This is a genomic window from Streptomyces sp. A0642 (assembly GCF_004795105.1).
Taxonomy (GTDB): Bacteria; Actinomycetota; Actinomycetes; order Streptomycetales; family Streptomycetaceae; genus Streptomyces.
The window spans coordinates 141345-164736 of sequence record NZ_SSBL01000012.1; the positions used below are offsets into that span (position 1 = coordinate 141345).

The following is a 23392-nucleotide window of genomic DNA, read 5'->3' on the forward strand; positions in this document are numbered from 1 at the left end:
CGATCCCAGGGAAAGCCGCACAAGGGAGACCACGGGAATGGCGCAGCACGTACAAGGGGTCATCGCACCGGGAAAGAACGAGCCGGTACGCGTCGAGACGATCGTGATTCCGGACCCCGGCCCCGGTGAGGCCGTGGTGAAGATCCAGGCGTGCGGCGTCTGCCACACCGATCTCCACTACAAGCAGGGCGGCATCAACGACGAGTTCCCCTTCCTCCTCGGCCACGAGGCCGCGGGCGTCGTGGAGTCCGTGGGCGACGGCGTCACCGACGTCGAACCGGGCGACTTCGTCGTCCTCAACTGGCGCGCCGTCTGCGGACAGTGCCGCGCCTGTCTGCGCGGACGGCCGTGGTACTGCTTCGACACGCACAACGCCAAGCAGAAGATGACCCTGCTGGACGGCACCGAGCTGTCCCCGGCGCTGGGCATCGGCGCCTTCGCCGAGAAGACCCTCGTCGCCGCCGGCCAGTGCACCAAGGTCGACCCCGAGGTGTCCCCGGCCGTCGCCGGCCTCCTGGGCTGCGGCGTGATGGCCGGCATCGGCGCCGCCATCAACACCGGCCAGGTCGGCCGCGGCGACTCGGTCGCCGTCATCGGCTGCGGCGGTGTCGGCGACGCGGCGATCGCGGGCGCACGGCTGGCCGGCGCGGCCAGGATCATCGCGGTGGACATCGACGACCGCAAGCTGGAGACGGCGAAGAAGATGGGTGCCACGCACACCGTCAACTCCCGCTCCGGCGACCCGGTCGAGGCCATCCGCTCGCTCACCGGCGGCAACGGCGCCGACGTCGTCATCGAGGCGGTCGGCCGGCCGGAGACCTACAAGCAGGCCTTCTACGCCCGGGACCTCGCGGGCACCGTCGTCCTGGTCGGCGTCCCCACCCCGGAGATGCAGCTCGAACTCCCGCTCCTGGACGTCTTCGGCCGCGGCGGCTCGCTCAAGTCCTCCTGGTACGGCGACTGCCTGCCCTCGCGCGACTTCCCGATGCTCATCGACCTGCACCAGCAGGGCCGGATCGACCTCGGCGCGTTCGTCACCGAGACCATCGGCCTCGGCGACATCGAGCAGGCCTTCGCCCGGATGCACGACGGCGACGTCCTGCGCTCGGTGGTGGTCTTCTGATGACGGCCCGCATCGACCACCTCGTCACCTCCGGCACCTTCGCCCTCGACGGCGGCGAATGGGACGTCGACAACAACGTCTGGATCGTCGGCGACGACACCGAGGCGGTCGTCATCGACGCCGCCCACGACGCCGCCGCCATCGAGGCCGCGCTCGGCGGACGCACGCTGCGCGCCATCATCTGCACCCACGCGCACAACGACCACATCGACGCGGCCCCGGCACTCGCCGACGCCACCGGCGCACCGGTCCTGCTCCACCCCGACGACCTGCCGCTGTGGCAGCAGACCCACCCGGACCGGGCCCCCGACGGCGAACTGGCCGACGGCCAGGAGCTGCGGATCGCGGGCACGACGCTCACCGTCCTGCACACCCCGGGCCACGCCCCGGGCGCGGTCTGCCTCTACGCCCCCGAGCTGTCGACCGTCTTCACCGGCGACACGCTCTTCCAGGGCGGGCCCGGCGCCACCGGCCGGTCCTTCTCGCACTTCCCGACGATCGTCGCCTCGATCAGGGACCGGCTGCTCGCCCTGGACCCGGCGACCACCGTCCGCACCGGACACGGCGACTCCACGACCATCGGCGCGGAGGCCCCGCACCTGGACGAGTGGATCGCGCGGGGCCACTGACGCCCGGGCCCCGGCTATTCCTCCGGCCACGCGGAGAGCCGCAGCCCGCTCTCGAAGCGGTGCGGCTCTCCCGTGACGGGGTCGGTGAACTCCAGCACCCCGGCCAGGAGCTGCAGGGGTCGCGCGAAGTCGTCGGGAGCATCCTCCGCCCGGACCACGGGATAGACGGGGTCGTGGACGAGCGGCAGCCCCAGGCTGTTCATGTGGACCCGCAGCTGATGCGTGCGCCCGGTGGCGGGCAGCAGCCGGTAGCGGCCGAGCCCGCCCCGGTGCTCCAGCAGCTCGATCCGGCTCTCGCTGTTCGGCTCGCCGGGCTCCTCGCGGGCGGCGATCACCCCGCGTTCCTTCACGATGCGGCTGCGTACGGTGCGCGGGAGGACCAGCCGCGGTGTGTACGGCGCCACCGCCTCGTACTCCTTGTGCACCCGACGGTCCCGGAACAGCGTCTGGTACGCGCCCCGTTCCTCCGGCCGCACGACGAAGAGGACGAGCCCCGCGGTCAGCCGGTCCAGCCGGTGGGCGGGCTGCAGCAGCGGCAGCCCCAGCTCCCGGCGGAGCCGGGCCACCGCGGTCTCGGTGATGTGCCGGCCGCGCGGGGTGGTCGCCAGGAAATGCGGCTTGTCCGCGATGACCAGGTGCTCGTCCCGGTACACCACACCGACCGGGAAGGGCACGGGCTCCTCCGGCGCGAAGTCCCGGTGGAACCAGAGGTACCGGCCCGCCGCATACGGCTCCCGGCCCGTCACCGTGCCCTCGACGCACACGAACCGGCCCCCGGCCAGCATGGCGTCGACCCGCTCCACGCCGATCGCGCCGGCGAAGCGCGCCAGCAGATGATCACGGACCGTCGGCCACTGCCCGTCCGGGTCCTCCGGGAGCCGCACCCGGACCGGATCGACCCCCTCGCGCTGGGGCAACGGCGACGGCGGGGGTTTGGCGCGCCCTCTCATCGGGTCCTGCCGGACGCCTTGGTGCTGGTTCTCATGATGCCCGGCATCCTTCCACAGCGACTGCGCCCCCGGCCGGGGAGGACAGCGGGAGAAGGCGGGCGGCCTTCCGTTGCACTGAAAGGATTCAACATCCGTGCTCCCGGGGTAGAAAGCGCTTGCGGTACCGGCGTGACCGCCGGTACCGGACCCGCACCCGCCTCGTCGAAGGAACCTCCGCCATGCCCCTTGGCCGCAGAACCGCCCTCGCCCTGCCCGCCGCCGTGGCCGCCCTGGCCGCCCTCGTCACGCCCGCCGTCGCCGACCCCGCGCCCACCCTCCCGGGGTGCACCGGGACCGCCCCCGTGATCTGCCACTTCGACGTGGCCCCCGGCGCCTATCGCGTCACCGCGCGCATCGGCGGCGCCACCGAGGGCCGTACGACGGTCACCGCCGAGACGCGGCGCACCGTGCTCGGCGAGACGCCGACCGCCGCCGGACGGCCGGTGCTCCGCAGCTTCACCGTCCAGGTGCGCGAGCCCGAGGGCGAGCCCACCGGGGCGAGCGGCAGCCCGGGGCTCGACCTCACCTTCGGCGGCCCGGCCCCCCTGCTCGCGGGGCTGCACGTGAGCCCGGCGCCGGGTGTCCCGCAGCTGTTCCTGATCGGCGACTCGACGGTCTGCGACCAGCTCGGCAGCCCGTACACGGGGTGGGGCCAGGAGCTGCCGCAGTACCTCCGGGCGGGCGTATCCGTCGCCAACTACGCGGACTCCGGCGAGAGCTCGCGGACCTATCTCGACCAGCCCCAGCTCTTCCCCGCCGTCCGCCCGTTGATCAACCGCGGCGACACCGTCCTCATCCAGCTCGCCCACAACGACAAGCAGACGACCGAGGCGGACTACCGGGCCAACCTCACCGCGATGATCGACGCGATCCGCGCCGAAGGCGGCCGTCCGGTGCTCGTCACCCCGATCGTCCGCCGCTGGTTCAACGCCGACGGCACGCTGGACAACGGAACCGCCCTGCTGGTCAACGGCCTCGGCGTCGACCTGCCCGCGCAGATCCGGCTGCTGGCCGCCGAACACGACGTGCCGCTCGTCGACCTGACCGCGCTCACCCGGCAACGCGTCGAGGAACTCGGCCCCGAGGGCTCCAAGGCCCTCTACCTCACCGCCGAGAAGCGCGACAACACGCACACCTCGGAGCGCGGCGCCACGGAGTACGCGGCCATGGTCCGCGACGCCCTCCGTGACCAGCACCTGCTGCCGGGACGTCTGTTCCGCTGACGGGGACGGCCCCTGTCCCGGCCCGAGCCGGGACAGGGACCACGGGTGGTTCAGCCCAGCGCGGAGAACAGGAACGAGAACTCCGCCGGCGCCGCGTCGAGCCGGTGCTCCGGCAGCACGCCCGGTCCGCACGACTGCGAGCCGATGCCCTGCAACGCATGGTCCAGGTTGACCCACACGCGGTCCCCGGCCACCAGATCCCTCCCGTGCTCCGCCGCGTCCAGGTGCTCGCTCGTCCAGCGACGCGCGGTGAACCAGAACGGCGTGGTGCCCTCGGCCCGCAGCCCCGCACCGCCGGCCTCCGTGAGCTCCGCCCAGCGCACGTCGACGCGGGCCCCGTTCTCCTGGGGCCTGACGTACGGGGTCTGGAGCGCGTCCACCGTCCGCTCCCACGTCCCGAGCATCGCCGCCGCCCGGGTGTCCGGGTAGGCCTCGCCCGGTCCGCCGCCGGACCACCGCGCATCCCCGTACGCCGCCGGCAGCCCGAACCGGATGCCGAGCCGGGGCAACGGAACCCGCCAGTCGCCCTCCGGCGCCACGGACACCGTCAGCCCGAGCCGGTCCCCGGCGGCCGTCCACCGGTACGTGGTCCGCAGCCCGAGGTCCCAGCCCGCCGGGGCCACCCGGGTCCGGACGGTCAGCGCGTCCCCGTCCGCCTCGACCGCGTCGATCCGGTGCCGCATCCGGTGCAGCCCCAGCTCCCGCCACCGCAGCCCGTACCGCTCGTCCGGCTGCCAGGCCGCCCCGTTGTCGTTGTCGGTGGGCGCGCGCCACACATCCAGCCGCAGCGCCTCCACCGGAACGTCCCCGATGCGCACCGGCGCCCCGGTCGCCGCGTCGAAGACGCCCGGTCCGAGGGTGATCACGCCCCCTGACCGCACCGGACGATCACCGGCGGCCGGTGCCGGGGCGGCCGGTGCGCCCGTCTCCGCCTGGCCCCACGCCACCACGTGTCCGCGCTCGCCCCAAGCGGTGTCCTCGGCGAGCACCGCCCGTACCGTCCACAGGCCGTCGCCCGCGGCGCCGGGCGTGACCTCCGTCGAAGCGCCCGGCGGCAGGTCCGGCACGGCCAGGGCTCCCGAGGCGACGACCTTGCCGTCCACCTCGTGCGACCAGACGAACTCGAGGTGCCCCAGCCCGGCGAAGTCGTACCCGTTGGTGACCGCGAACGAACCGGCCGCGGTCCCCGGGCCGATCCGCACCGGCTCGATGACCTTCTTGTACTCGACGAGCCCGGGGGAGGGCGTGCGGTCCGGGAAGAGCAGCCCGTCGCAGACGAAGTTGCCGTCGTGCAGTTCCTCGCCGAAGTCCCCGCCGTACGCGAAGCCGTGCTCCGGGTGGGCGAGGCCGTGGTCGATCCACTCCCAGACGAAGCCGCCCTGGCAGCGCTCGTACCGCTCGAAGAGCCGCTGGTACTCGCTGAGTCCGCCCGGCCCGTTGCCCATGGCGTGCCCGTACTCGCACATGATGAACGGCATCGCGCGGCGCCGGGCGTCGAGGCCGGCGTCGGCCAAGGGCTCCTCCGCCCGCTTGCCGATGAGCTCGACCTCGGCGTGCGTCGGATACATCCGTGAGTACAGGTCGACGTCCGCGCAGGACAGATCGCCCTCATAGTGCAGCAGCCGCTCCGGGTCGCGGCCCCTGATCCACTCGGCCATCGCGGTCAGGCCGCGGCCCGAACCGCACTCGTTGCCCAGGGACCAGATGATCACCGAGGCGTGGTTCTTGTCGCGCTCGACCATGCGGGCGGCGCGGTCGAGCAGGGCGGGGATCCACCGCTCGTCGTCGACGGGGTTGCCCCGCCACTCCAGGTCGACGAAGCCGTGCGTCTCCAGATCGCACTCGTCGATCACCCAGAGGCCCAGCTCGTCGCACAGGTCGAGGAAGGCGGGATGCGGCGGATAGTGGCTGGTCCGCACCGCGTTGATGTTGTGCTGCTTCATCAGCACCAGATCCCGCCGCATCGTGGCCGCGTCGACGGCCCGGCCCGTCTCGGGGTGGAACTCGTGCCGGTTCACCCCGCGGAACAGCAGCCGCCGGCCGTTGACCTTGATGACGCCGTCCTCGACGGCGACCGTACGGAAGCCGACCCGCAGCGGTATCCGTTCGCCGGCCGTCACCAGTTCCGCGTCGTACAGCCGGGGCGTCTCGGCGGTCCACGGCTCGACCGGCAGCGTCACGGCCTCGCCCGCCGCCATGTCGACGCCCAGCTCGGGCACCAGGACCCGGCCCTCCGCTCCCTCGCACTCCACGCGCAGCGTCCCGGAGCCGTCGCGGTGGTCGTACCCCGCATGCACGAAGAAGTCCCGGGCGGCGCCCGGCGGCCGGTGCAGCAGGGTGACCTCACGGAAGATGCCCGGCAGCCACCACTGGTCCTGGTCCTCCAGATAGCTTCCCGACGACCACGCGTGCACCCGTACGGCGAGGACGTTCGCGCCGGGCTCCAGCAGATCGCCCACGGCGAACTCGTGCGGCAGCCTCGACCCCTTGAAGTCACCCAGCTCCCGGCCGTTGAGCCATACCCGGGCGCACGATTCCACGCCGTCGAACCGGAGCACGAACTCGCCGTCCAGAGGCCGGTCGCCGGGCAGCGTGAACGTCCGCAGATGGTCACCCGTCGGGTTCTCGGACGGCACCCGCGGCGGATCGACGGGGAAGGGATAGACGACGTTCGTGTACGCGGGTGCGCCCCCGGCCCCCTGGAGCACCCAGTGGCCGGGCACCGCGACCGTCCCCCATGCCGAGGCGTCGAAGCCCGGCCGGGCGAACGATTCGTCCTCGGTGCCGGCCCCCGGCGAGAGCCGGAAGGCCCACGCGCCGTTCAGGGACATCCGCCAGGCGTCGGATGCCGCGTACCAGGACCGCGGCGCCAGGCCCCCGGTACCCGGGCCCGGATCCTCGTACCAGGACAGCGTGTCGGTGCGGCTCATGGTTCTCCTCGCTCGGGAACGCCCTTTCTCGGGTTGACGGTAACCACGAATGAACCGTTTCAACAAGGGATGCCGGCCGAGACGTTCGCAACCGGGAGATCCGGAGGAGGCGCGCGGTGCCGCGGGCAGGCCGGTCCCTTCCCCTGTTCCTCGAGGCCGGTGCGGTGGCGGGCGGAACGCTCGAGCGGTCCGGCACCGGGGCCGCCGGGAGCGAAGCGGGTGCCATCGTCCCCGTCCCGGGCGAACCCGGCCCCGGGGCAGTTCACCTGACCGCAGGTCAGATCCAGCCGCGGCGGGCCGCGATGACGCCGGCCTGGAAGCGGTTCACGGCGCCCAGGAGTTCGTGGAGGCGGCTCATGCGCCGACGCATGGTGCGGACCGACCAGCCGAGCTGGCGGGCTATGGCCTCGTCCTTGAGGCCGCTGACCAGCAGGGTGAGCAGGAGGCGGTCCTCTTCGCCGAGCGGGTCCTCGCCGGGGACGTCGAGCGGCAGGGCCTGTTTCCAGCACAGTTCCCAGTAGTCGGTGAGGGCGTCCAGCAGAGCTGAGGGGCGGATGACCGCGGCGCGCACCCCGTCGAGGTCCAGGGAGAGCGGCATCAGCGCCAGCCGGCGGTCCGCGATGGCCAGCTTGATCCGCAGCCCCGGCATCACCCGGGCCTGCTCGCCCCGGCGCACGAGCCCGCGGATGTCGTCCAGTACCCCCGGCCACTCCAGCGCCTCGGGGGCGTAGACCGCGCGGTAGCGCACCCCCCGCCCCAGGGCCGTGCTCTCCACCGGGTTGGAGGTGGTCAGCGCGTACGGCGGCCGGTCCAGCGTCATGACGTCCTCGCGCGCCTCCTGCTGGAGCCGGACGAACCAGCGGCCGAGCGCCTCGCGGCCGGTGGTGATCTCCACCTCGTCCTCCCCGGCGGCACCGGTCTGGGCCGCCGCGAAGAGACGGGACAGCTCGTGCGCCGCCGAACGGACCCGGTCCAGCTCCGCGGCTCTGGCCCGTACCAGCGACTCGACCGCGGCTCCCGGCTCGATCGCCGCGTACCGCCGCCGGACACCCGCGAGCCGGCCGACCAGGCCGTGGTCGTGCAACCGGTCCAGCGCCCTGGCGGCGCGGAGGGAGGAGCAGCCGAGGTCGGCGGCGAGTTCGGCCGGCGCCGCCGAGCGCCGGGCCAGCACGGCCCGGTAGACGCTCTCGTCGAACGGGTCGATGCCTGCGGGCGTGAGCTCGGTTGTCATATGCGGATACTGGCCCACCTGTGCCAGCGTCAGCAATGGGCCGCCGAGATCTGTTGTACGGAGAGTGACTTGGGCACTAGGACCTTTACTCATGGCCAAGAACACACGAAGACTCCGACGCCTGGTGGCCGGAACGGTCACCACCGTCGCGCTCGCCGGGACGCTCACCGCGATACCCGGCGCCACGACCGCCACCGCGAACTCAACCGTCCCCGACCAGCGGGTCATCGTCGAACTGTCCGGGGACGCCGCGGTCGCCGCCGCCCCCGGCGGCTCGCTCACCTCGTCGGCGTCCGCCTCCGCCGTCAGCGACGCCCGGCAGGCCCTGACGGTGCGCCAGAACGCCTTCGTCGGGACCGTGCGCAAAGCCGGACTGCATCCCGCCGCACCGCGCAGGCTCGGCCTGCTCGTCAATGCCGTGGCGATGACGGTGCCCGCCTCCGAGGAGGCGCGGCTGGCAGCCCTGCCGGGCGTCACCGCCGTCCGTCGCGACACCCGCATGCAGGTGCAGACGGACGTCAGCGTGCCGCTGACCGGAGCGCCCGAGGTCTGGAAGCGCGAGGACCCGGCCGGGGTGAAGGCCACCGGCAAGGGCACCGTCGTGGCGGTCGTGGACAGCGGCGTGGACTACGGCCACCCGGACCTGGGCGGCGGCTTCGGCGAGGGCCACAAGGTCGTCGGAGGCTTCGACTTCGCCAACGGCGACGGCGACCCGATGGACGACAACGGTCACGGCACCCACGTCGCGGGCATCATCGCGGGCAGGGCGGCCCGGAAGGGGGGCGTCACCGGTATGGCGCCCGACGCGCGCCTGCTCGCCTACAAGGTCACCGACGCGGGCGGCAGCGCCTACACCTCCGACATCATCGCCGCGATCGAGGCGGCGACCGATCCGGCCAATCCCCACCGGGCCGACGTCATCAACATGAGCCTCGGCGGCCCCGGTGACGGCACCGATCCGCTGGGCCGCGCGGCGACCGCCGCCGTGCGGACCGGCGTGGTCGTCGTCGCGGCGGCGGGCAACGCCGGACCCGGCAGCGGCACCGTCAGCACCCCGGCGTCGGCCGACGGTGTCATCGCGGTGGGCGCCTCCACCAGCGGGCTGCGGATGCCCAGCGCGTACCTGGCGGGCGAGAAGCCCGAACTGATCCAGACGTACCGGGGCATCCTGTCCGCGAACCCGCCCCGGGAACCGGTCACCGGGCGGCTCGTGGACGTGGGCGAGGGCACAGCCGAGGACTGGAAGCGGGTCGGTGACGTACGCGGCAAGATCCTGCGGGCCGACATCCTCGTCCCGCCCAGCACAGACGTCCTGAGCCTGCGGGACATCAACTGGGCCCGCGAGGCCGAGAAGCGCGGCGCACTCGCCGTACTCGGCGGTCTCCCGGTCAACGACGGGCCCCAGCTCGCCGCCGCCCCGGGGACGGTCGAGGTCCCGGCGACCCCCGGCCGCCCCGACTTCGCCCGGACCGCGGCCTCCGGCGACTCGCTGCGCATGGACCGCCTGGTCGTCATGGGCATCGACACGACCCAGTACGCCCAGCTGAGCCGTGAACTGGCCGCCGGCAAGGTGTCCGTCACCCTGCGAGGCACCGACTCCACCGACGAGATCGCCTCCTTCTCCTCGCGCGGCCCCGGCACCGGTTTCGGCCTCAAACCCGATGTCGTCGCACCCGGCGTGGAGATCCGCTCCGCGATCCCCACCTCCATGTACGAGCCCGGTGTCTACCGCATGTCCGGCACCTCGATGGCGAGCCCGCACGTCGCCGGAGCAGCCGCCCTGCTGCGCCAACTGCGCCCGGACCAGGGCCCGGACGGGATCAGGTCCGCCCTGGTCGGCACCGCGAAGCCGCTTCCCGGCAGCGGCCCCACCACCCAGGGCGGCGGGCGGCTCGACGTGGCCGCCGCGGCGTCGGCCACCCTCGGCGCCTCCCCGGCGACCGTCTCGTTCGGCCTCGCCGACCTGGCGGACAGGACCGTCGGCGCCACCGCGAAGGTGAAGCTGACCAATGCCGGCAACGAACCGCTGACCACCACCCTCAGCAGCACCGGCCCCACCACGCTTTCCCCGGCGCGGGTCACCGTCCCCGCCCGGGGGTCCGCGACCGTCACCGTCACCCTGCGCGCCGGCCGGCCGGTCACCGACACGGAGATCAGCGGGCGGATCACGGCCACTCCCGCGCGTGGCCCGGCCCTCCGGGTGCCGTACCTGCTCGTCGTCCGCCACCTGGTCGTCCAGGCGTCCCCCGACCCGAGCGACGGCCGTTCCACGGTGCACATCGCCACTCCGGCAGCCCTGAGCGCGCCGCCGCAGATCGTCGTCACTCCTCCGCGCGGCAGGGCCTTCACGCTCTCCGCCACCATGAACGGCGCCGGCTACTACCAGGCCGACGTGACCGGGAAGGCGGCCGGCGCCTACCGGCTGGCCGTGCGGGCCACGACCGCGGACGGCCGGCGCATCACCGGAGCCGGCGCCTTCGAGGTCACTCCCGTGGGCAGCCGCGGCGACCGCTGGGAGCCCATCGGCCCCAACAGCGAGGCCGGCCACGTCGCGCTCACGCCCGCCCGGCCGAAGCAGGCGGTCGTGACCCAGTTCGAGAAGGCCGCTCCCTGGCTGACCACCGACGGCGGCGCCCACTGGCGCCAGGTGGGCCGGCTGCCCGTCGCCGACGGCGACGGCACCGGACCCGTCGTGGTCGACGCCCGCCGCCCCGCCCGCTGGTGGTACGCCGTGAACACGGTCGGCGACCCGACCCGTCGGGGCACGATCCTGCGGACCGACGACAACGGCCGTACCTGGCGCAAGCTCGACGTGCCCGACGCGCACATCGACGAACTCGTCGCGGACGAGCAGACCCGCACCCTCGCCGCGATGGTCGGCGGCTCGCTGATGGTCAGCACGGACGCGGGCGACAGCTGGGACGTGTATCCCACCGGCGTGACCGGTTCGGTCCGCGACGCGACCCTCGTCGGCGACACCCTGTACCTGGCGACCTTCAACGACGTCTGGCGGATCGACGGCGTCGGCAAGGGTGACCCCGGGGCGGCACACCTCCTCCTGGGCGGGCCGGGGACCGACGTCCAGGGCATGGCGGCCGACTCCACGGTGGTGGCGGCGTACGTTCCCGGTACGGGCGTCCGGGGCTCCTACGACAAGGGCCGCACCTGGTCCACCCTGCTGCCACTGGAGGAAGGCGGCCACGGACTGTCGGCCTCCGGCGGCGACCTCTACCTGAACGCGCTGTTCGGCGCCGGGCAGGTGAGCCGTGACCACGGCAGGACCTGGAAGCCGGCCCCCGGCCCCTCCCGGGCCGCCGTGGCGATGGACTACGACCGCTGGGCCGACGGCTCGGTGACGGTCTCCAGCGAACAGGACGGCCTGTACCGGGGCTCCGCCGACGGCACCGGCTACCGGAGGATCGGCGTCCAAGGCCTCACCCCGTTCGCCCTGGCGGCCAGCGGCGACCAGTTGCTCGCCGGCACGGCGAGCGGCGTCTACCGCACCGCGATGCCCGTCGCGAGCCCGGAATGGGGCCAGTCCGGCGGAGAGGGCATGAACGGCCTCCTCACCTCGCACATCGCCGTCGCGGCCAAGGACACCACAGTGGTGTGGCAGGTCCGGCGCACCGCTACCGGTCTCTTCAAGGTCTTCCGCAGCGGTGACGCGGGCCGGACCTGGCAGCTGAGGGGCACGTCGTCGGAGACACCGACCTCGATCCTGGTCCACCCCGCCGACCCCGACCGGGTGGCGGTCAGCTTCAGCAGCGCCTTCGGCCACGGGCTGTTCACGACCCTCGACGGCGGCAGGACCTGGAAGAACCTCTTCCACGAGCGGCCCTTCACGGCCATGGCCGGTGACCCGCACGACCCGCTGCGCCTGTGGCTCGGCAACAGCTCGGGCCTCTACCGCTCGGACGACGGCGGCGTCACCAAGACCAAGGTCGCCGAGGGCCCCGTCTCCGCGATCGTGAAGGACGGACGGCGGCTGATCGTCGGCGGTTCGTCGGTCCGGGTCAGCACCGATGACGGCAAGACCTTCCGCACCGCCGACACCGGCCCGCTCGCCCTCCACGTCTCGGACCTGCTGAGGGTCGGCGGAGCGGTCTACGCGGCCACCGCCGGATCGAGGGAGACCGGGCTCGTCCAGGGCGGCCGGGGCGTACTGCGCAGCACCGACAACGGTCTGACGTGGGAGAACGTCTCGACCGGCCTGCAGAACACCAACACCACCAAGCTGGCCGCAGCCTCCGACGGCCGGACGCTCTACGTCGGTACGGTCGATGGCGGGGTGCACCGTCTGAAACTGCGCCGCTGACCCGCCCCGGAGGCGTCGGACGCGACCGGCGCGTCCGCGGGACCGGCGGGACTGCCCGGCACCGGCGTGTCCGTGTGACCGGCGGGTCCGCGCGGCCGCAGTGAGCGGGTGACTGGAACGCGCGACGGCCGGGCCCGGAAGCCCCGGGCCCGGCCGTCGCTCGTGCCCATGGCCGGGGGAGGCGCTCCCGCCCGCCGGCCGCGGCGCCGTTCCCCGCACGTGCGATCGCCGCAAGACCCCGGCCCGCGGCGCACGGACAGGAGCGGCACCCCACTTCGGGCCCGGTCCCGGCGCACGAGGGGGCGTGCCAGGGCCCGGACATGCAAAAGACCCCAGAGAAACTGGGGTCTTTGCTGGTGTCCGAGGGGGGACTTGAACCCCCACGCCCGATAAAGGGCACTAGCACCTCAAGCTAGCGCGTCTGCCATTCCGCCACCCGGACTAGGTGTCTGTCTCGCGGGCCCGGCCCGTTCCGACGTGGAAAACCATAGCAAACATCGGGGGGTGCTCGATCACGCCCCCTTCGTGTGACGGGCGTGTGACGAGGGGCGGGCGGCCTTGGGTACGCGGGCCGGGCGCGGGAGGATGAGGGGGAGCACCACAGCGACAGTGGAGGGAACCAGCGTGAGCGAGACCAGAGCGGCCAGGACCGGCGCGGGCGAGAGCGCCGAGAACGAGGTCGTCGACCTCTGTCGCGATCTCATCCGGATCGACACCAGCAACTACGGGGACCACTCGGGTCCGGGCGAGCGCGCGGCCGCCGAATACGTCGCGGAGAAGCTGGCCGAGGTGGGCCTCGAGCCGCAGATCTTCGAGTCCCACAAGGGCCGCGCCTCCACGGTGGCGCGGATCGAGGGCGAGGACCCCTCCAAGCCGGCGCTGCTGATCCACGGCCACACCGACGTCGTCCCGGCCAACGCCCACGACTGGACGCACCACCCCTTCTCGGGGGAGATCGCGGACGGCTGCGTCTGGGGCCGGGGCGCGGTCGACATGAAGGACATGGACGCGATGACCCTGGCGGTCGTGCGCGACCGGATGCGCAGCGGCCGCAAGCCCCCGCGCGACATCGTGCTCGCCTTCCTCGCGGACGAGGAGGCGGGCGGGACGTACGGGGCCCGGTATCTCGTGGACAAGCACCCGGACCTCTTCGAGGGCGTCACCGAGGCCATCGGGGAGGTCGGCGGCTTCTCCTTCACGGTCAACGAGAACCTGCGCCTGTACCTCGTCGAGACCGCGCAGAAGGGCATGCACTGGATGCGGCTGACCGTGGACGGCACGGCCGGCCACGGTTCGATGACCAACGACGACAACGCGATCACCGAGCTCTGCGAGGCGGTCGGGCGGCTCGGCCGGCACACCTGGCCGGTCCGGGTGACCAAGACCGTGCGGTCCTTCCTGGACGAGCTGTCCGACGCCCTCGGCACCCCGCTCGACCCGGAGGACATGGACGCCACGCTGGCCAAGCTGGGCGGCATCGCCAAGATGGTCGGCGCGACCCTGCGCAACTCCGCGGCGCCCACCATGCTCGGCGCGGGCTACAAGGTCAACGTGATCCCGGGGCAGGCGACCGCCCATGTCGACGGCCGCTTCCTGCCGGGGTACGAGCAGGAGTTCCTGGCCGACCTCGACCGGATCCTCGGCCCGCGGGTCAGGCGCGAGGACGTGCACGGCGACAAGGCGCTGGAGACCGACTTCGACGGCTCGCTCGTGGACGCGATGCAGATCGCACTCAAGGCCGAGGACCCGATCGCGCGCGCGGTCCCGTACATGCTCTCCGGCGGCACGGACGCCAAGTCCTTCGACGACCTCGGCATCCGCTGCTTCGGATTCGCTCCGCTCAAGCTCCCGCCGGAGCTGGACTTCGCGGGCATGTTCCACGGGGTGGACGAGCGGGTGCCGGTCGAGGGCCTGAAGTTCGGGGCGCGGGTGCTCGACCGCTTCATCGACCACAGCTGACCTTCCGGCGACTGAATCGCCGGCCACCACAGCCGACCTCGCGCGAGTAAATCGCCAGCCTGTACGTGTCTCACCGGAACGAGTGAAACGGGTGAATCGCTCGTAGCCCGATTACTTCTTCCTCGTTACAGGTGATGCGGTCCGCGGCTGGGACCGCATTTGCCAACTAGGAGGAATAATGATCAAGAAGATCGTCGCCGCTGCGGCTGTCACCGGTGGTCTGGTGCTCGCGGGTGCCGGCATGGCCGTCGCCGACTCGGGCGCCCAGGGTGCCGCCATCGGCAGCCCCGGCGTGCTCTCGGGCAACGTCGTTCAGGTTCCCGTCCACGTTCCCGTGAACGTGTGCGGCAACACGATCTCCGTGATCGGGCTGCTGAACCCGACCTTCGGCAACACCTGCGTCAACGCCTGACGTCGTGCGTCAACCCGCAAGGGTTTGAGCCCGCTCGGCCCCGGAGCGCACGCCATGTGCCCCGGGGCCGTCGGGTCCTTTGCCTCCGCACGGTCAAGTCCGGGGGTATTCCGGAAGGTAGAAGGCAGGAAACAACCTATGCGACAGGTCACGCGTAAAGGCCTGATCACCATGGCGGCTGCGGGCGGCGTGCTCGCGCTCAGTGGCGGTTACGCGCACGCCGACGCGGGAGCGGCCGGCGGCGCATCGAATTCCCCGGGGGTGCTTTCAGGGAATTCGGTACAGATTCCGGTCGAGGTACCGGTCAACGTCTGCGGCAACTCCGTGAACGTCGTGGGGCTGCTCAACCCGGCGGCGGGCAACGCCTGCGCGAACGGTTCGAACGGCGCCTCCGCGGGCCATCACGGGTCGGCCGCCGGCTCCTCGGGCAGCCACGCCTCGGGCAACCACGCCGCGGACCACGGCAGGACTTCGGACGGCCGCGGTCACGGCGGGCAGGCGGGCACCGGGAAGCACCGGGCCGTCGGCCACGGACAGGGGGGCGGAGCCACCGCGCAGGGGACCGCTCAGGGCTCGCCGGGAATCCTCTCGGGCAACCAGATCCAGGCGCCCATCGACATCCCCGTGAACGCCTGCGGGAACAGCGTCACCATCGGTGGCCTGCTCAACCCCGCCCTCGGCAACACGTGCGAGAACGACAGCACGCCGCCGCCGGTCGTCACGGTCCCCCCGGTCCACCACGAGACACCGAAGCCGCCGGGACCGCACACCGTCCCGAACGCGCCGGAACCGCAGACCCTGCCGGCGAGCACGCCGCAGCTCGCGCACACCGGAGGGGGCGGGCTCGACCTGCTCATCCCGGCGAGCGCGGGTCTGCTGCTGGCCGGTGCGGGCACGGTGCTGTACCGCCGCTCCAAGGCCGCCGCCTGACGGCAGCGGTCAGCACGGCGAAGGGAACGGGCCCCGCGGCAGCGGGGCCCGTTCCGTCTCACCAGGTGGCCCGCAGCTGGCGGATGATCCGCCGCCGCAGCCGCACCCGGCGGCTGCCGTCCAGGCGCAGCGTCAGTCGGTCCAGCTCCCAGTGCCCGTACTCGGCATGGTCGGTCAACAGGCGGGCGGTCTCCTTCCGGGACACCCCGCGCGGCACGTACACGTCGACAAATTCGTATTCCGGCATCGCATCTATTGTGCGGGCAGAGCCCGTGTACGGATAGCGTCTGCCCTATGTCTGATGCTGCGCAGCCCACCGCTGCCGAGGTACGCGCCGCCGCCGATGCGGTCAAAGCCGCGATCGACCACCACCTCGCGGCGGTCGAACGCCGGTCCGGGGACGACGACCCCGCCGTGTACGACGCGTTCAACGCACTGGCCGCTGCGGCCGAGGTCTACGACGAACTCCTCTACGACCGGCATGACGAGGTCACCCCGTTCGAGATTCCGGGGGCGGAGGACTCCCTGCCGCCGTACAGCGGCCCGGAGGAGCCGAACGCGCTGAGCGTGCTGATCCGCCGCGACTACGCGGTGGTGGAGCCGCAGCGGCTGCTCGCGCAGGCGCAGCGCCTGGCCGACGTGGAGGCCGACGACCGGGAAGGGGAGGGCGCGGCCGTGGTCGGCGGAAGCGTGCATGCGGCGCTGGGGGTGTTGTTCGGGGAGTACGAGGCGGACGAGATCGCCTCCCGGCACGCGGAGTTCGGTCTGGAGGAGGGCGACTCGACGCTCTGGGTCGCGGCCGCGGAGGAGCTGCCGGAACCGGGGGAGTGGCTGGGCGCCCCGTTCGACGACGCGGACCCCCAGCTGGTGGTCTGCCGCTTCGACGTCAGCGCGGTGTTCGACGACGACGACGATCTCGACGAGGAACTCGGCGGTCTGGCGAGGGGCCGGAGCTGATCCCTCGCCGCTGCCTCCGAAGGGCCGGATGGACACGACGCGTCCGCCCGGCCCTTCGGCGGGCCGTCAGCCCTCGGACGCCTCCAGCAGCGCACGCAGCCGCGTGGTGCGGTCCTGGGCGGGGGACTCGGCCACGGCACGGGGCAGCGCCTGGTCGACACCGTGCACCACGGACAGATGCCGTTCGCCCCGGCCGAACGCGGTGTAGACCCAGGGGCGGCTCAGCCCCTGAGCCGCGTCACCGGGCAGGACGACGACGACCGCGGGCCACCGCATCCCCGCCGCCTGGTGGGCGCTGAGCGCCCAGGCGTGCCGGACGGAGGCGGCCACCCGCTCCTGCGGTACGACGACGGGGCTCCCCGCGCAGTCCAGGTGCAGTCCCTCGGCGTCGGCCGAGACGACCACGCCGGGCACGGTCCTGCCCGGCGCCGGGACATGGGCCACCCTGTCCCCAGGATCGAAACCGCCGAAGCGGCCCGGTCCGGGGTTGAGCCGCTGCTTGAGCGCCTCGTTCAACGCCCGGGTGCCCGCGGAGCCGCCATGTCCGACGGTGATGACCTGGGTCTGGGAGGACGGCACCCCGATGACGCGGGGCACGGAGTCGGCGACCAGCTGCACCGTGCGGTGCACGGCCTCGCCCGCGTCCCGCACGGGGACGATCACGACCTCCTTGCCCGGCGCCTCCACCTGGTTCAGCTCCCCGATGCCGATGCCGGAGACCAGCTCGCCGATCGGCCCCGCGTCCGGGGTGCGGGAGACGACCTGGGGGCAGGCGCGGGCGGCCAGCACATCGGCGAACACGCGTCCCGCACCCGCTGACCCGAGCACGCCCGGGTCGCCGCTCAACACCACCCGGGTGCCGTCGGCGAGGGACTCCACCAGCATCGCGCCGGTCTCGACGTCCAGCTGCGGGGCGTCCAGCACGACGAGCAGATCGAGGGCGAGCGCTCCCTCCTCGTCCCGGCCGGGGCCCTCGGTTCCGGAGAGCAGCCCGGCGAGGGTGACGGCCGCCGCGGGGTCCCCGACCGTCTCGGCCAGCCGCTGCCGGCCGTCCACGCTGTGGGTGGCGCCCAGGGCCCGCAGACCGAGACCGCCGGCGGCGGCGATCAGGGCCGCGGGTTCGGCTCTCGCCGCCTCGCCGCCCGTGTGGGCGACGAGGCCGTGGGCCGCGACCGTGCGGATCAGTTCGGCGGCCGACGGGGACGGGGCCGCGGCCGCGGCGTCCGACCAGTCGGCGTCCTTCTCGCAGGCGTTGACCAGCCGGGCGAGCCCGTCGGCGAGGCTCTCCTCCGCCAGCGCGTACCGGTCGAGGCCGAGGAGCACCTGGACCGGCTCCCGGCCGGCCGCCGGCTCCGCGGCTCCGTCGTCCGAGCCCGTCCCGCCGCTCTCCTCGTCCGTCTCCTCGGCGCTCTCCTCGCCCTCCGGGCCGTCCTGGAAGACCAGGACGACGCCCTCGGCGATGGCGTGCTGCACCGCCGCGTCGGGGTCGCTCACCGCCCGGCCGGCGAGCGCGGCGCGCACCTGGTCCGCGTCCAGCGCGGTGTGGCCCTGCAGCGTGGCCCGCTCCAGCAGCCAGCCCACCAGGGCGGCGGTGCGCCGCTCGTCGTCGGGTCCGCAGCCGGCGCCCAGCAGCGCCCGGGCGAACCCGTCGGCCTGCTCGGGGGCGACGCCGGGCAGTGACAGCAACCGCCACGGGTCCTCCCGCAGCGCCTCGTCGGCCTGTGCGCCGAGGGTGGCGGCCGCAGGCCCGGCCAGAGCCTCCGGAGCCCCTCCCCCGGCCAGCACGGCTGCCACGGCGGCGACGGCCTCCGGTGACGCGGCCCGGGGCGCCCGGGCGGGCTCGGGGGTCCTCTCCCGCGCCGGCGCCGGGGCGGGGACGCTCCGGCGGGCCGGGGACGGGGCGGGGGAGTCGAAGAAGGCGGTGGCGGGCTTGTCGCCGCTCTCCACGGCGCGTACGGCCGCCAGCAGATCGGCCGCCGGGCCGCTCAGCTTCGTACCGGCGGCGATGGGGCCCTCCTTCTCGGCCTTGCGCTTCTCGATCCGCTCCCGCAGCTCGCGCTGGGCGGCCAGCTCGGCCTCGGCCTCGGAGGGCGCCGCGGCAGCGGTGGCGTCACCCTCGGCGTTTCCGGCCGTGCCCGCCACGGCGTCACCCTCGGTGTTTCCGTCCGTGCCCGGTACGGCGTCACCCCCGGTGTTTCCGTCCGTGCCCGGTACGGCGTCATCCTCCGAAGGGCCGCCCCCGCCCGCCTCTTCGGTCCCACTCGCCGGGCCGGTCCCGTCGGTCCCTTCCGCCGCGTCCGAACCACCCGGGGCCGCGCGGCCGCCGGAACCCTCGGACGCAGGCGCAGGCGTGGAAGTGGGCGTAGACGTCTCCCCGTCCCCGGCCTCCCCGGCGGGTGAGGTGGCGGTCTCGTCCGCGGCGACGCCGTCGTCGGTGGCCGAGGATCCGGGGGATTCCCCCCGGGGAAGCGCAGTCACAGCGTGCTCCAGTCCTGGTCGGGATAGCGGTGCACGGGCGCCGACACGTCGTCGAGCGCCTGGCAGATCTCGTCAGGAAGACTAAGCGCCTCCACTGACAATGCCTCCGTGAGCTGCTGCGCGTTGCGCGCGCCGATGATCGGGGCCACCACTCCCGGCCGGTCCCGCACCCAGGCCAGCGCCACCTGGAGCGCCGTCGTGGCCAGTCCCTCGGCCGCGGTCGCCACGGCGTGCACGATGCGGCTCGCCGCGTCGTCGAGATACGGCTCGACGAAGGGGGCGAGCAGTTCGGAGGCGCCGCGCGAGTCCGCCGGGGTCCCCGTGAGGTACTTCCCGGTCAGCACGCCCCGGCCGAGCGGGGAGGAGGGCAGCAGCCCCACACCGAGGTCGAGTGCGGCCGGCAGCACCTCGCGCTCCACGCCCCGCTGGAGGAGCGAGTACTCCATCTGCGTACTGGCCAGCCGGGTCCGCACACCGGGCGAGGCGAGCTGCCAGGTGGCCGCCTTCGCCAGCTGCCAGCCGCAGAAGTTGGACACCCCCGCATACCGGGCACGCCCGCTGGACACCGCGATGTCCAGCGCCTGGAGCGTCTCGTCCAGCGGCGTCATGGGATCGAAGGCGTGGACCTGCCACAGATCCACGTGGTCCGTGCCGAGCCGCGCCAGCGAGGCGTCCAGGGCGGCCAGCAGATGTCCGCGCGAGCCGTTGAACCTGCGGTGCGGATCGGCCACGCTGCCTGCCTTGGTCGCGATGACCAGATCGTGCCGCGGTACCAGCCCTCCCACGAGCTGCCCGAGCAGGTACTCGGCCTCCCCGCCGCCGTACACGTCGGCCGTGTCGACCAGCGTGCCCCCCACCTCCCAGAACGCCTTCAGCTGCTCGGCAGCGTCGTGCTCGTCGGTGTCCCGGCCCCAGGTGAGGGTGCCGAGCCCGATCCGGGACACTCGAAGGCCGGTGCGGCCGAGATGCCTCTGCTCCATGGGCGCTGAGATTACTGGCCAGAGCCCCACGCGTCGCAGGCCTGTGGACAACCGGCGCCCGGGTGGCCCCTGCCGGATGGCCCTCCCGCGCGCTAGAGTCCGGAACACAGGGACGTTACTGATCAGTAAGGGGAGCGGCTATGCGGCTCGGCATCAATCTCGGTTACTGGGGTGCGGGAATGGACGGCGACAACCTCGCCGTCGCGCAGGAGGCCGACCGGCTCGGCTACGACGTCTGCTGGGCGGCCGAGGCGTACGGCTCCGACGCGCCCACCGTGCTGTCCTGGGTCGCCGCGCAGACCGAGTCCATCGACGTCGGCTCCGCGATCATGCAGATCCCGGCCCGTCAGCCCGCGATGACGGCCATGACCGCGGCCACCCTCGACTCCCTCTCCGGCGGCCGCTTCCGCCTCGGCCTCGGGGTGTCCGGGCCGCAGGTCTCGGAGGGCTGGTACGGCGTCAAGTTCGACAAGCCGCTCGCCCGCACCCGCGAGTACGTCGAAATCGTCCGCAAGGCGATGGCCCGTGAGCGGCTGTCGTACGAGGGGCAGCACTGGACGCTCCCGCTGCCCGGCGGTCCGGGCAAGCCGATCAAGCTGACCGTCCACCCGCAGCGCGAGCACATCCCGCTGTACATCGCCGCGATCGGGCCCAAGAACCTGGAGCAGACCGGCGAGATCGCCGACGGCGCCCTGCTGATCTTCCCGTCCGCGGAGCACCTCGAGGACACCGCGATGAGGTACCTGCGGGCGGGGCGCGAGAAGGCGGGCAGGACGATGGACGGGTTCGACGTCTGCCCGACGCTGCCGCTCGCCGTGGGCGACGACATCAAGGGCCTGGCCGACATGTTCCGGCCGTACACCGCGCTGTACGTCGGCGGCATGGGCAGCCCCAAGCAGAACTTCTACAACCAGCTCGCCCAGCGCATGGGATACGAGAAGGAAGCCGCCGAGATCCAGGAGAAGTACCTGTCCGGCGACAAGGCAGGCGCGGCCGCCGCCGTTCCGCACCAGTTGATCGACCAGACGACGCTGCTGGGATCGGTGGAGCGGATCGCCGACCGGATGCAGGCCTACGCGGCCGCCGGTGTCACGACCCTGACGCTGGCCCCCGCGGGCTTCACGCTCGACGAGCGGATCGCCGCGCTGCGGGTCGGCACGGAGGCGCTGGAGCGGTCCGGGCTCGCCCGGTAGACCTGCCGCGGGCAGCGGTACGGCCGTGGTGGGGGCTCGGGGTTTCCTCCCCGCCACGGCCGCGTCACAGGGAACAACGCGGGCGGGGCGTGCGGGTTACGGGCCGTGCGGAAACGGTTCGCCAGAGGCGGGTGCGGCGGGGGAGGCGTCCCCCGTTCGGCCCAGTGGGGGAGCGCTCCTGTTGCCCGTCGGGGCCGGGAGGAATTGACTGTCGCTCGGCGGACGCCGCACGGAGGTGGCAGTGATGCTCTCGGCAAAGAACCTGTTCCAGGAAATTCTCGACGACGACGACGCGTTCCGGCTGTTCTGCTCCATCGCCGCCAGCGGGGAGTCCCAGGGCGGCTGGGAGAACGGCCGCATCGCCGCCCTCGTCCCCGCCAGCCAGCGCGCGCTCGCCCCGAAGATCGCCCGGCACGGCGCCGACGAGGACAAGCACGGGCGGATCTTCAACGCCCTGCTGCGCAAGCGCGGCCTGACGCCGGTACCGGTCCCACGGGAGACCGACTACACGATGCTGCTGGAGCAGCACGGCATCGGACTGGCCCATGAGCAGCTGGGACGCGAGGAGCCGCTCACCGAGCGCGACATCATCACTTACCTCGCCCACAGCCGGGTGACCGAGCAGCGCGCGTCCGAACAGATGCGGCTGCTGCGCAAGCACTTCGCCGACCACCCCGACCTGGGCCGCGCGGTCAGGATGATCTCCAACGACGAGGACAACCACCTCGCGTACTGCCACGAGGAGCTCCTGCGCTTCGCCGCGGCGGGGCACGGCCGGACCATTCAGCACATCCTGCGCGAGTGCGCCCTCGCCGAGATCCGGGTCTACCGCGACGTCAGCCTCGCCGTGATGGACCACATGGGCCGCGCCCTCGGCTGGTCCCGGGCGAAGGCCGCGGTACTGGCGGCGGGGATCCACGCCGTCCACGCGTACGAGCGGCTGCACGGCTGGCGGCGCATGGTCACCCTCGCGCCTCCCGAGCGGCGCGACGCGCTGGGCGGACCGGCCGTACCGGCCCCCGAGTTCGCCTGAGCGGCCCGGACGGCCCTCAGAGCCAGCCGCGCCGCTTGAACTGGCGGTACAGGCCGACCACGGCGCCCGCCATCAGCAGCAGGACCGCCGGATACGCCCAGATCCACCGCAGTTCCGGCATGTGGTCGAAGTTCATGCCGTAGATCCCCGCCACCATCGTCGGCACCGCGGCCATCGCCGCCCAGGCCGAGATCTTGCGCATGTCGTCGTTCTGCCGCACCCCCATCTGCGCGAGATGCGCCGACAGGATGTCGGAGAGCAGCCGGTCCAGCCCCTCCACCTGCTCGTTCGCGCGCGTCAGGTGGTCCTGGACGTCCCGGAAGAACGGCTGCGACTGCTCGTGGACGAAGGGCACCCCGGCGCTCGCCAGCCGGGCCATCGGCGCGGCCAGCGGGACCGTCGCCCGGCGGAACTCCAGCACCTGGCGCTTGAACGTGTAGATGCGGGCCGCGGTGTTCTTGGAGTCGCCGGTCGCGTTCGGGGCGAAGACCTGCGTCTCCAGCTCCTCGAGGTCGACCTGGAGCTCCCCCGCGACGTCGATGTAGTGGTCCACGATCGCGTCGCTGACCGCGTACAGGACCGCGGTGGGCCCGTGCTTGAGCACCTCGGGCTCGGCCTCCAGGCGACGGCGGACCGCCGCCAGGGGAGCGCCCTCGCCGTGCCGGACCGTCACCACGAACGAGTCGCCTATGAACACCATCAGTTCGTCCGTGCTGACCGTGTCGCTCTCGTGGTCGTACTCGATCGGCTTGATCACCGCGAACAGCGAGTCGTCGTACACCTCCAGCTTCGGCCGCTGGTGGGCGGCCAGCGCGTCCTCCACCGCCAGCGGATGCAGCCCGAACTCGCTGCTGACCAGCTCGAACTCCTTCTCCGTGGGCTCGTGCAGGCCGATCCACAAGAACGCGTCGCCGTCGGCCCGCGCCTGGTCGAGGGCATCGGAAAAGTCGGCGGGGCCGTCGGTGCGGCGTCCGTCCCGGTAAATGGCGCAGTCCACGATCACGCGCGCA

The 23392-nt window shown here is 73.0% G+C and carries 17 protein-coding genes and 1 tRNA gene; 10 read left to right on the forward strand and 8 right to left on the reverse strand.

Features of this window, described 5'->3' with window-relative positions; translation table 11 throughout:
* Nucleotides 1-37 precede the first annotated feature (37 nt).
* Both E6R60_RS21365 and E6R60_RS21370 read left to right on the forward strand, forming a co-directional pair.
* Nucleotides 38-1123, forward strand: a complete 1086-nt coding sequence (locus E6R60_RS21365; protein ID WP_136328219.1) for an S-(hydroxymethyl)mycothiol dehydrogenase — start codon at nucleotides 38-40, stop codon at nucleotides 1121-1123.
* Entirely contained in the window at nucleotides 1123-1752 is a 630-nt protein-coding gene (locus E6R60_RS21370; RefSeq protein ID WP_136328220.1) for an MBL fold metallo-hydrolase, read from the forward strand. The genes E6R60_RS21365 and E6R60_RS21370 overlap by 1 nt, the downstream gene beginning before the upstream one ends.
* Nucleotides 1753-1766: 14 nt before the next feature.
* Here the strand turns inward: E6R60_RS21370 and E6R60_RS21375 are convergent, their stop codons facing one another.
* A complete protein-coding gene (locus tag E6R60_RS21375) occupies nucleotides 1767-2702 on the reverse strand; it encodes a pseudouridine synthase (RefSeq protein ID WP_136328221.1) in 936 nt (311 codons plus the stop codon).
* Between the two features lie 218 nt (nucleotides 2703-2920).
* Between E6R60_RS21375 and E6R60_RS21380 the strand changes: the two genes are divergently transcribed.
* Nucleotides 2921-3964: a rhamnogalacturonan acetylesterase gene (locus E6R60_RS21380; protein ID WP_136328222.1), complete on the forward strand. Its 1044-nt coding sequence runs from the start codon at nucleotides 2921-2923 to the stop codon at nucleotides 3962-3964.
* A 50-nt stretch (nucleotides 3965-4014) separates the two neighbouring features.
* On the opposite strand, the gene E6R60_RS21385 is transcribed toward E6R60_RS21380, so the two are convergent.
* Nucleotides 4015-6894, reverse strand: a complete 2880-nt coding sequence (locus E6R60_RS21385; RefSeq protein ID WP_136328223.1) for a glycoside hydrolase family 2 TIM barrel-domain containing protein — start codon at nucleotides 6892-6894, stop codon at nucleotides 4015-4017.
* A 277-nt stretch (nucleotides 6895-7171) separates the two neighbouring features.
* On the reverse strand, nucleotides 7172-8125 hold the full coding sequence (locus E6R60_RS21390; RefSeq protein ID WP_168713652.1) for a helix-turn-helix domain-containing protein: 954 nt from the start codon (nucleotides 8123-8125) through the stop codon (nucleotides 7172-7174).
* A gap of 91 nt (nucleotides 8126-8216) precedes the next feature.
* Here E6R60_RS21390 and E6R60_RS21395 point away from each other — a divergent pair, with 91 nt between their 5' ends.
* Complete coding sequence (locus E6R60_RS21395; protein ID WP_168713653.1) at nucleotides 8217-12440, forward strand: S8 family serine peptidase; 4224 nt, start codon at nucleotides 8217-8219, stop codon at nucleotides 12438-12440.
* A 354-nt stretch (nucleotides 12441-12794) separates the two neighbouring features.
* Here the strand turns inward: E6R60_RS21395 and E6R60_RS21400 are convergent.
* Nucleotides 12795-12882 (reverse strand) — tRNA-Leu (locus E6R60_RS21400).
* Between the two features lie 182 nt (nucleotides 12883-13064).
* Between E6R60_RS21400 and E6R60_RS21405 the strand changes: the two genes are divergently transcribed.
* From E6R60_RS21405 to E6R60_RS21415, 3 genes are all read left to right on the forward strand, one after another.
* Nucleotides 13065-14399 carry a M20/M25/M40 family metallo-hydrolase gene (locus E6R60_RS21405; protein WP_136328226.1) on the forward strand — a complete coding sequence of 445 codons (1335 nt, stop codon included), beginning with the start codon at nucleotides 13065-13067 and terminating at the stop codon, nucleotides 14397-14399.
* 178 nt (nucleotides 14400-14577) lie between these two features.
* A complete protein-coding gene (gene chpH / locus E6R60_RS21410) occupies nucleotides 14578-14811 on the forward strand; it encodes a chaplin ChpH (protein ID WP_136328227.1) in 234 nt (77 codons plus the stop codon).
* 138 nt (nucleotides 14812-14949) lie between these two features.
* Nucleotides 14950-15741: a chaplin gene (locus E6R60_RS21415; protein ID WP_136328228.1), complete on the forward strand. Its 792-nt coding sequence runs from the start codon at nucleotides 14950-14952 to the stop codon at nucleotides 15739-15741.
* Between the two features lie 58 nt (nucleotides 15742-15799).
* Here the strand turns inward: E6R60_RS21415 and E6R60_RS21420 are convergent, their stop codons facing one another.
* Nucleotides 15800-15988 carry a DUF5703 family protein gene (locus E6R60_RS21420; RefSeq protein WP_136328229.1) on the reverse strand — a complete coding sequence of 63 codons (189 nt, stop codon included), beginning with the start codon at nucleotides 15986-15988 and terminating at the stop codon, nucleotides 15800-15802.
* Nucleotides 15989-16035: 47 nt separating this feature from the next.
* On the opposite strand from E6R60_RS21420, the gene E6R60_RS21425 reads away from it, so the two are divergent.
* Nucleotides 16036-16698 (forward strand): hypothetical protein, encoded by a 663-nt coding sequence (locus E6R60_RS21425; protein ID WP_136328230.1) that lies wholly within the window; start codon nucleotides 16036-16038, stop codon nucleotides 16696-16698.
* A gap of 66 nt (nucleotides 16699-16764) precedes the next feature.
* On the opposite strand, the gene E6R60_RS21430 is transcribed toward E6R60_RS21425, so the two are convergent.
* Entirely contained in the window at nucleotides 16765-19176 is a 2412-nt protein-coding gene (locus tag E6R60_RS21430; RefSeq protein WP_136328231.1) for a helix-hairpin-helix domain-containing protein, read from the reverse strand.
* Nucleotides 19173-20156, reverse strand: coding sequence for an aldo/keto reductase (locus tag E6R60_RS21435; RefSeq protein WP_136328232.1), 984 nt, complete (start codon nucleotides 20154-20156; stop codon nucleotides 19173-19175). Before E6R60_RS21435 ends, E6R60_RS21430 begins: the two co-directional genes overlap by 4 nt.
* A 140-nt stretch (nucleotides 20157-20296) precedes the next feature.
* Here E6R60_RS21435 and E6R60_RS21440 point away from each other — a divergent pair, with 140 nt between their 5' ends.
* Both E6R60_RS21440 and E6R60_RS21445 read left to right on the forward strand, forming a co-directional pair.
* The gene (locus E6R60_RS21440) at nucleotides 20297-21349 is read left to right on the forward strand and encodes an LLM class F420-dependent oxidoreductase (protein WP_136328233.1); all 1053 of its coding nucleotides are present in this window, start codon (nucleotides 20297-20299) and stop codon (nucleotides 21347-21349) included.
* Between the two features lie 244 nt (nucleotides 21350-21593).
* Nucleotides 21594-22382, forward strand: coding sequence for a ferritin-like domain-containing protein (locus E6R60_RS21445; RefSeq protein WP_136328234.1), 789 nt, complete (start codon nucleotides 21594-21596; stop codon nucleotides 22380-22382).
* 16 nt (nucleotides 22383-22398) lie between these two features.
* Here E6R60_RS21445 and corA read toward each other — a convergent pair whose 3' ends face one another.
* Nucleotides 22399-23385 (reverse strand): magnesium/cobalt transporter CorA, encoded by a 987-nt coding sequence (gene corA, locus E6R60_RS21450; protein WP_136328235.1) that lies wholly within the window; start codon nucleotides 23383-23385, stop codon nucleotides 22399-22401.
* Nucleotides 23386-23392: the final 7 nt, after the last annotated feature.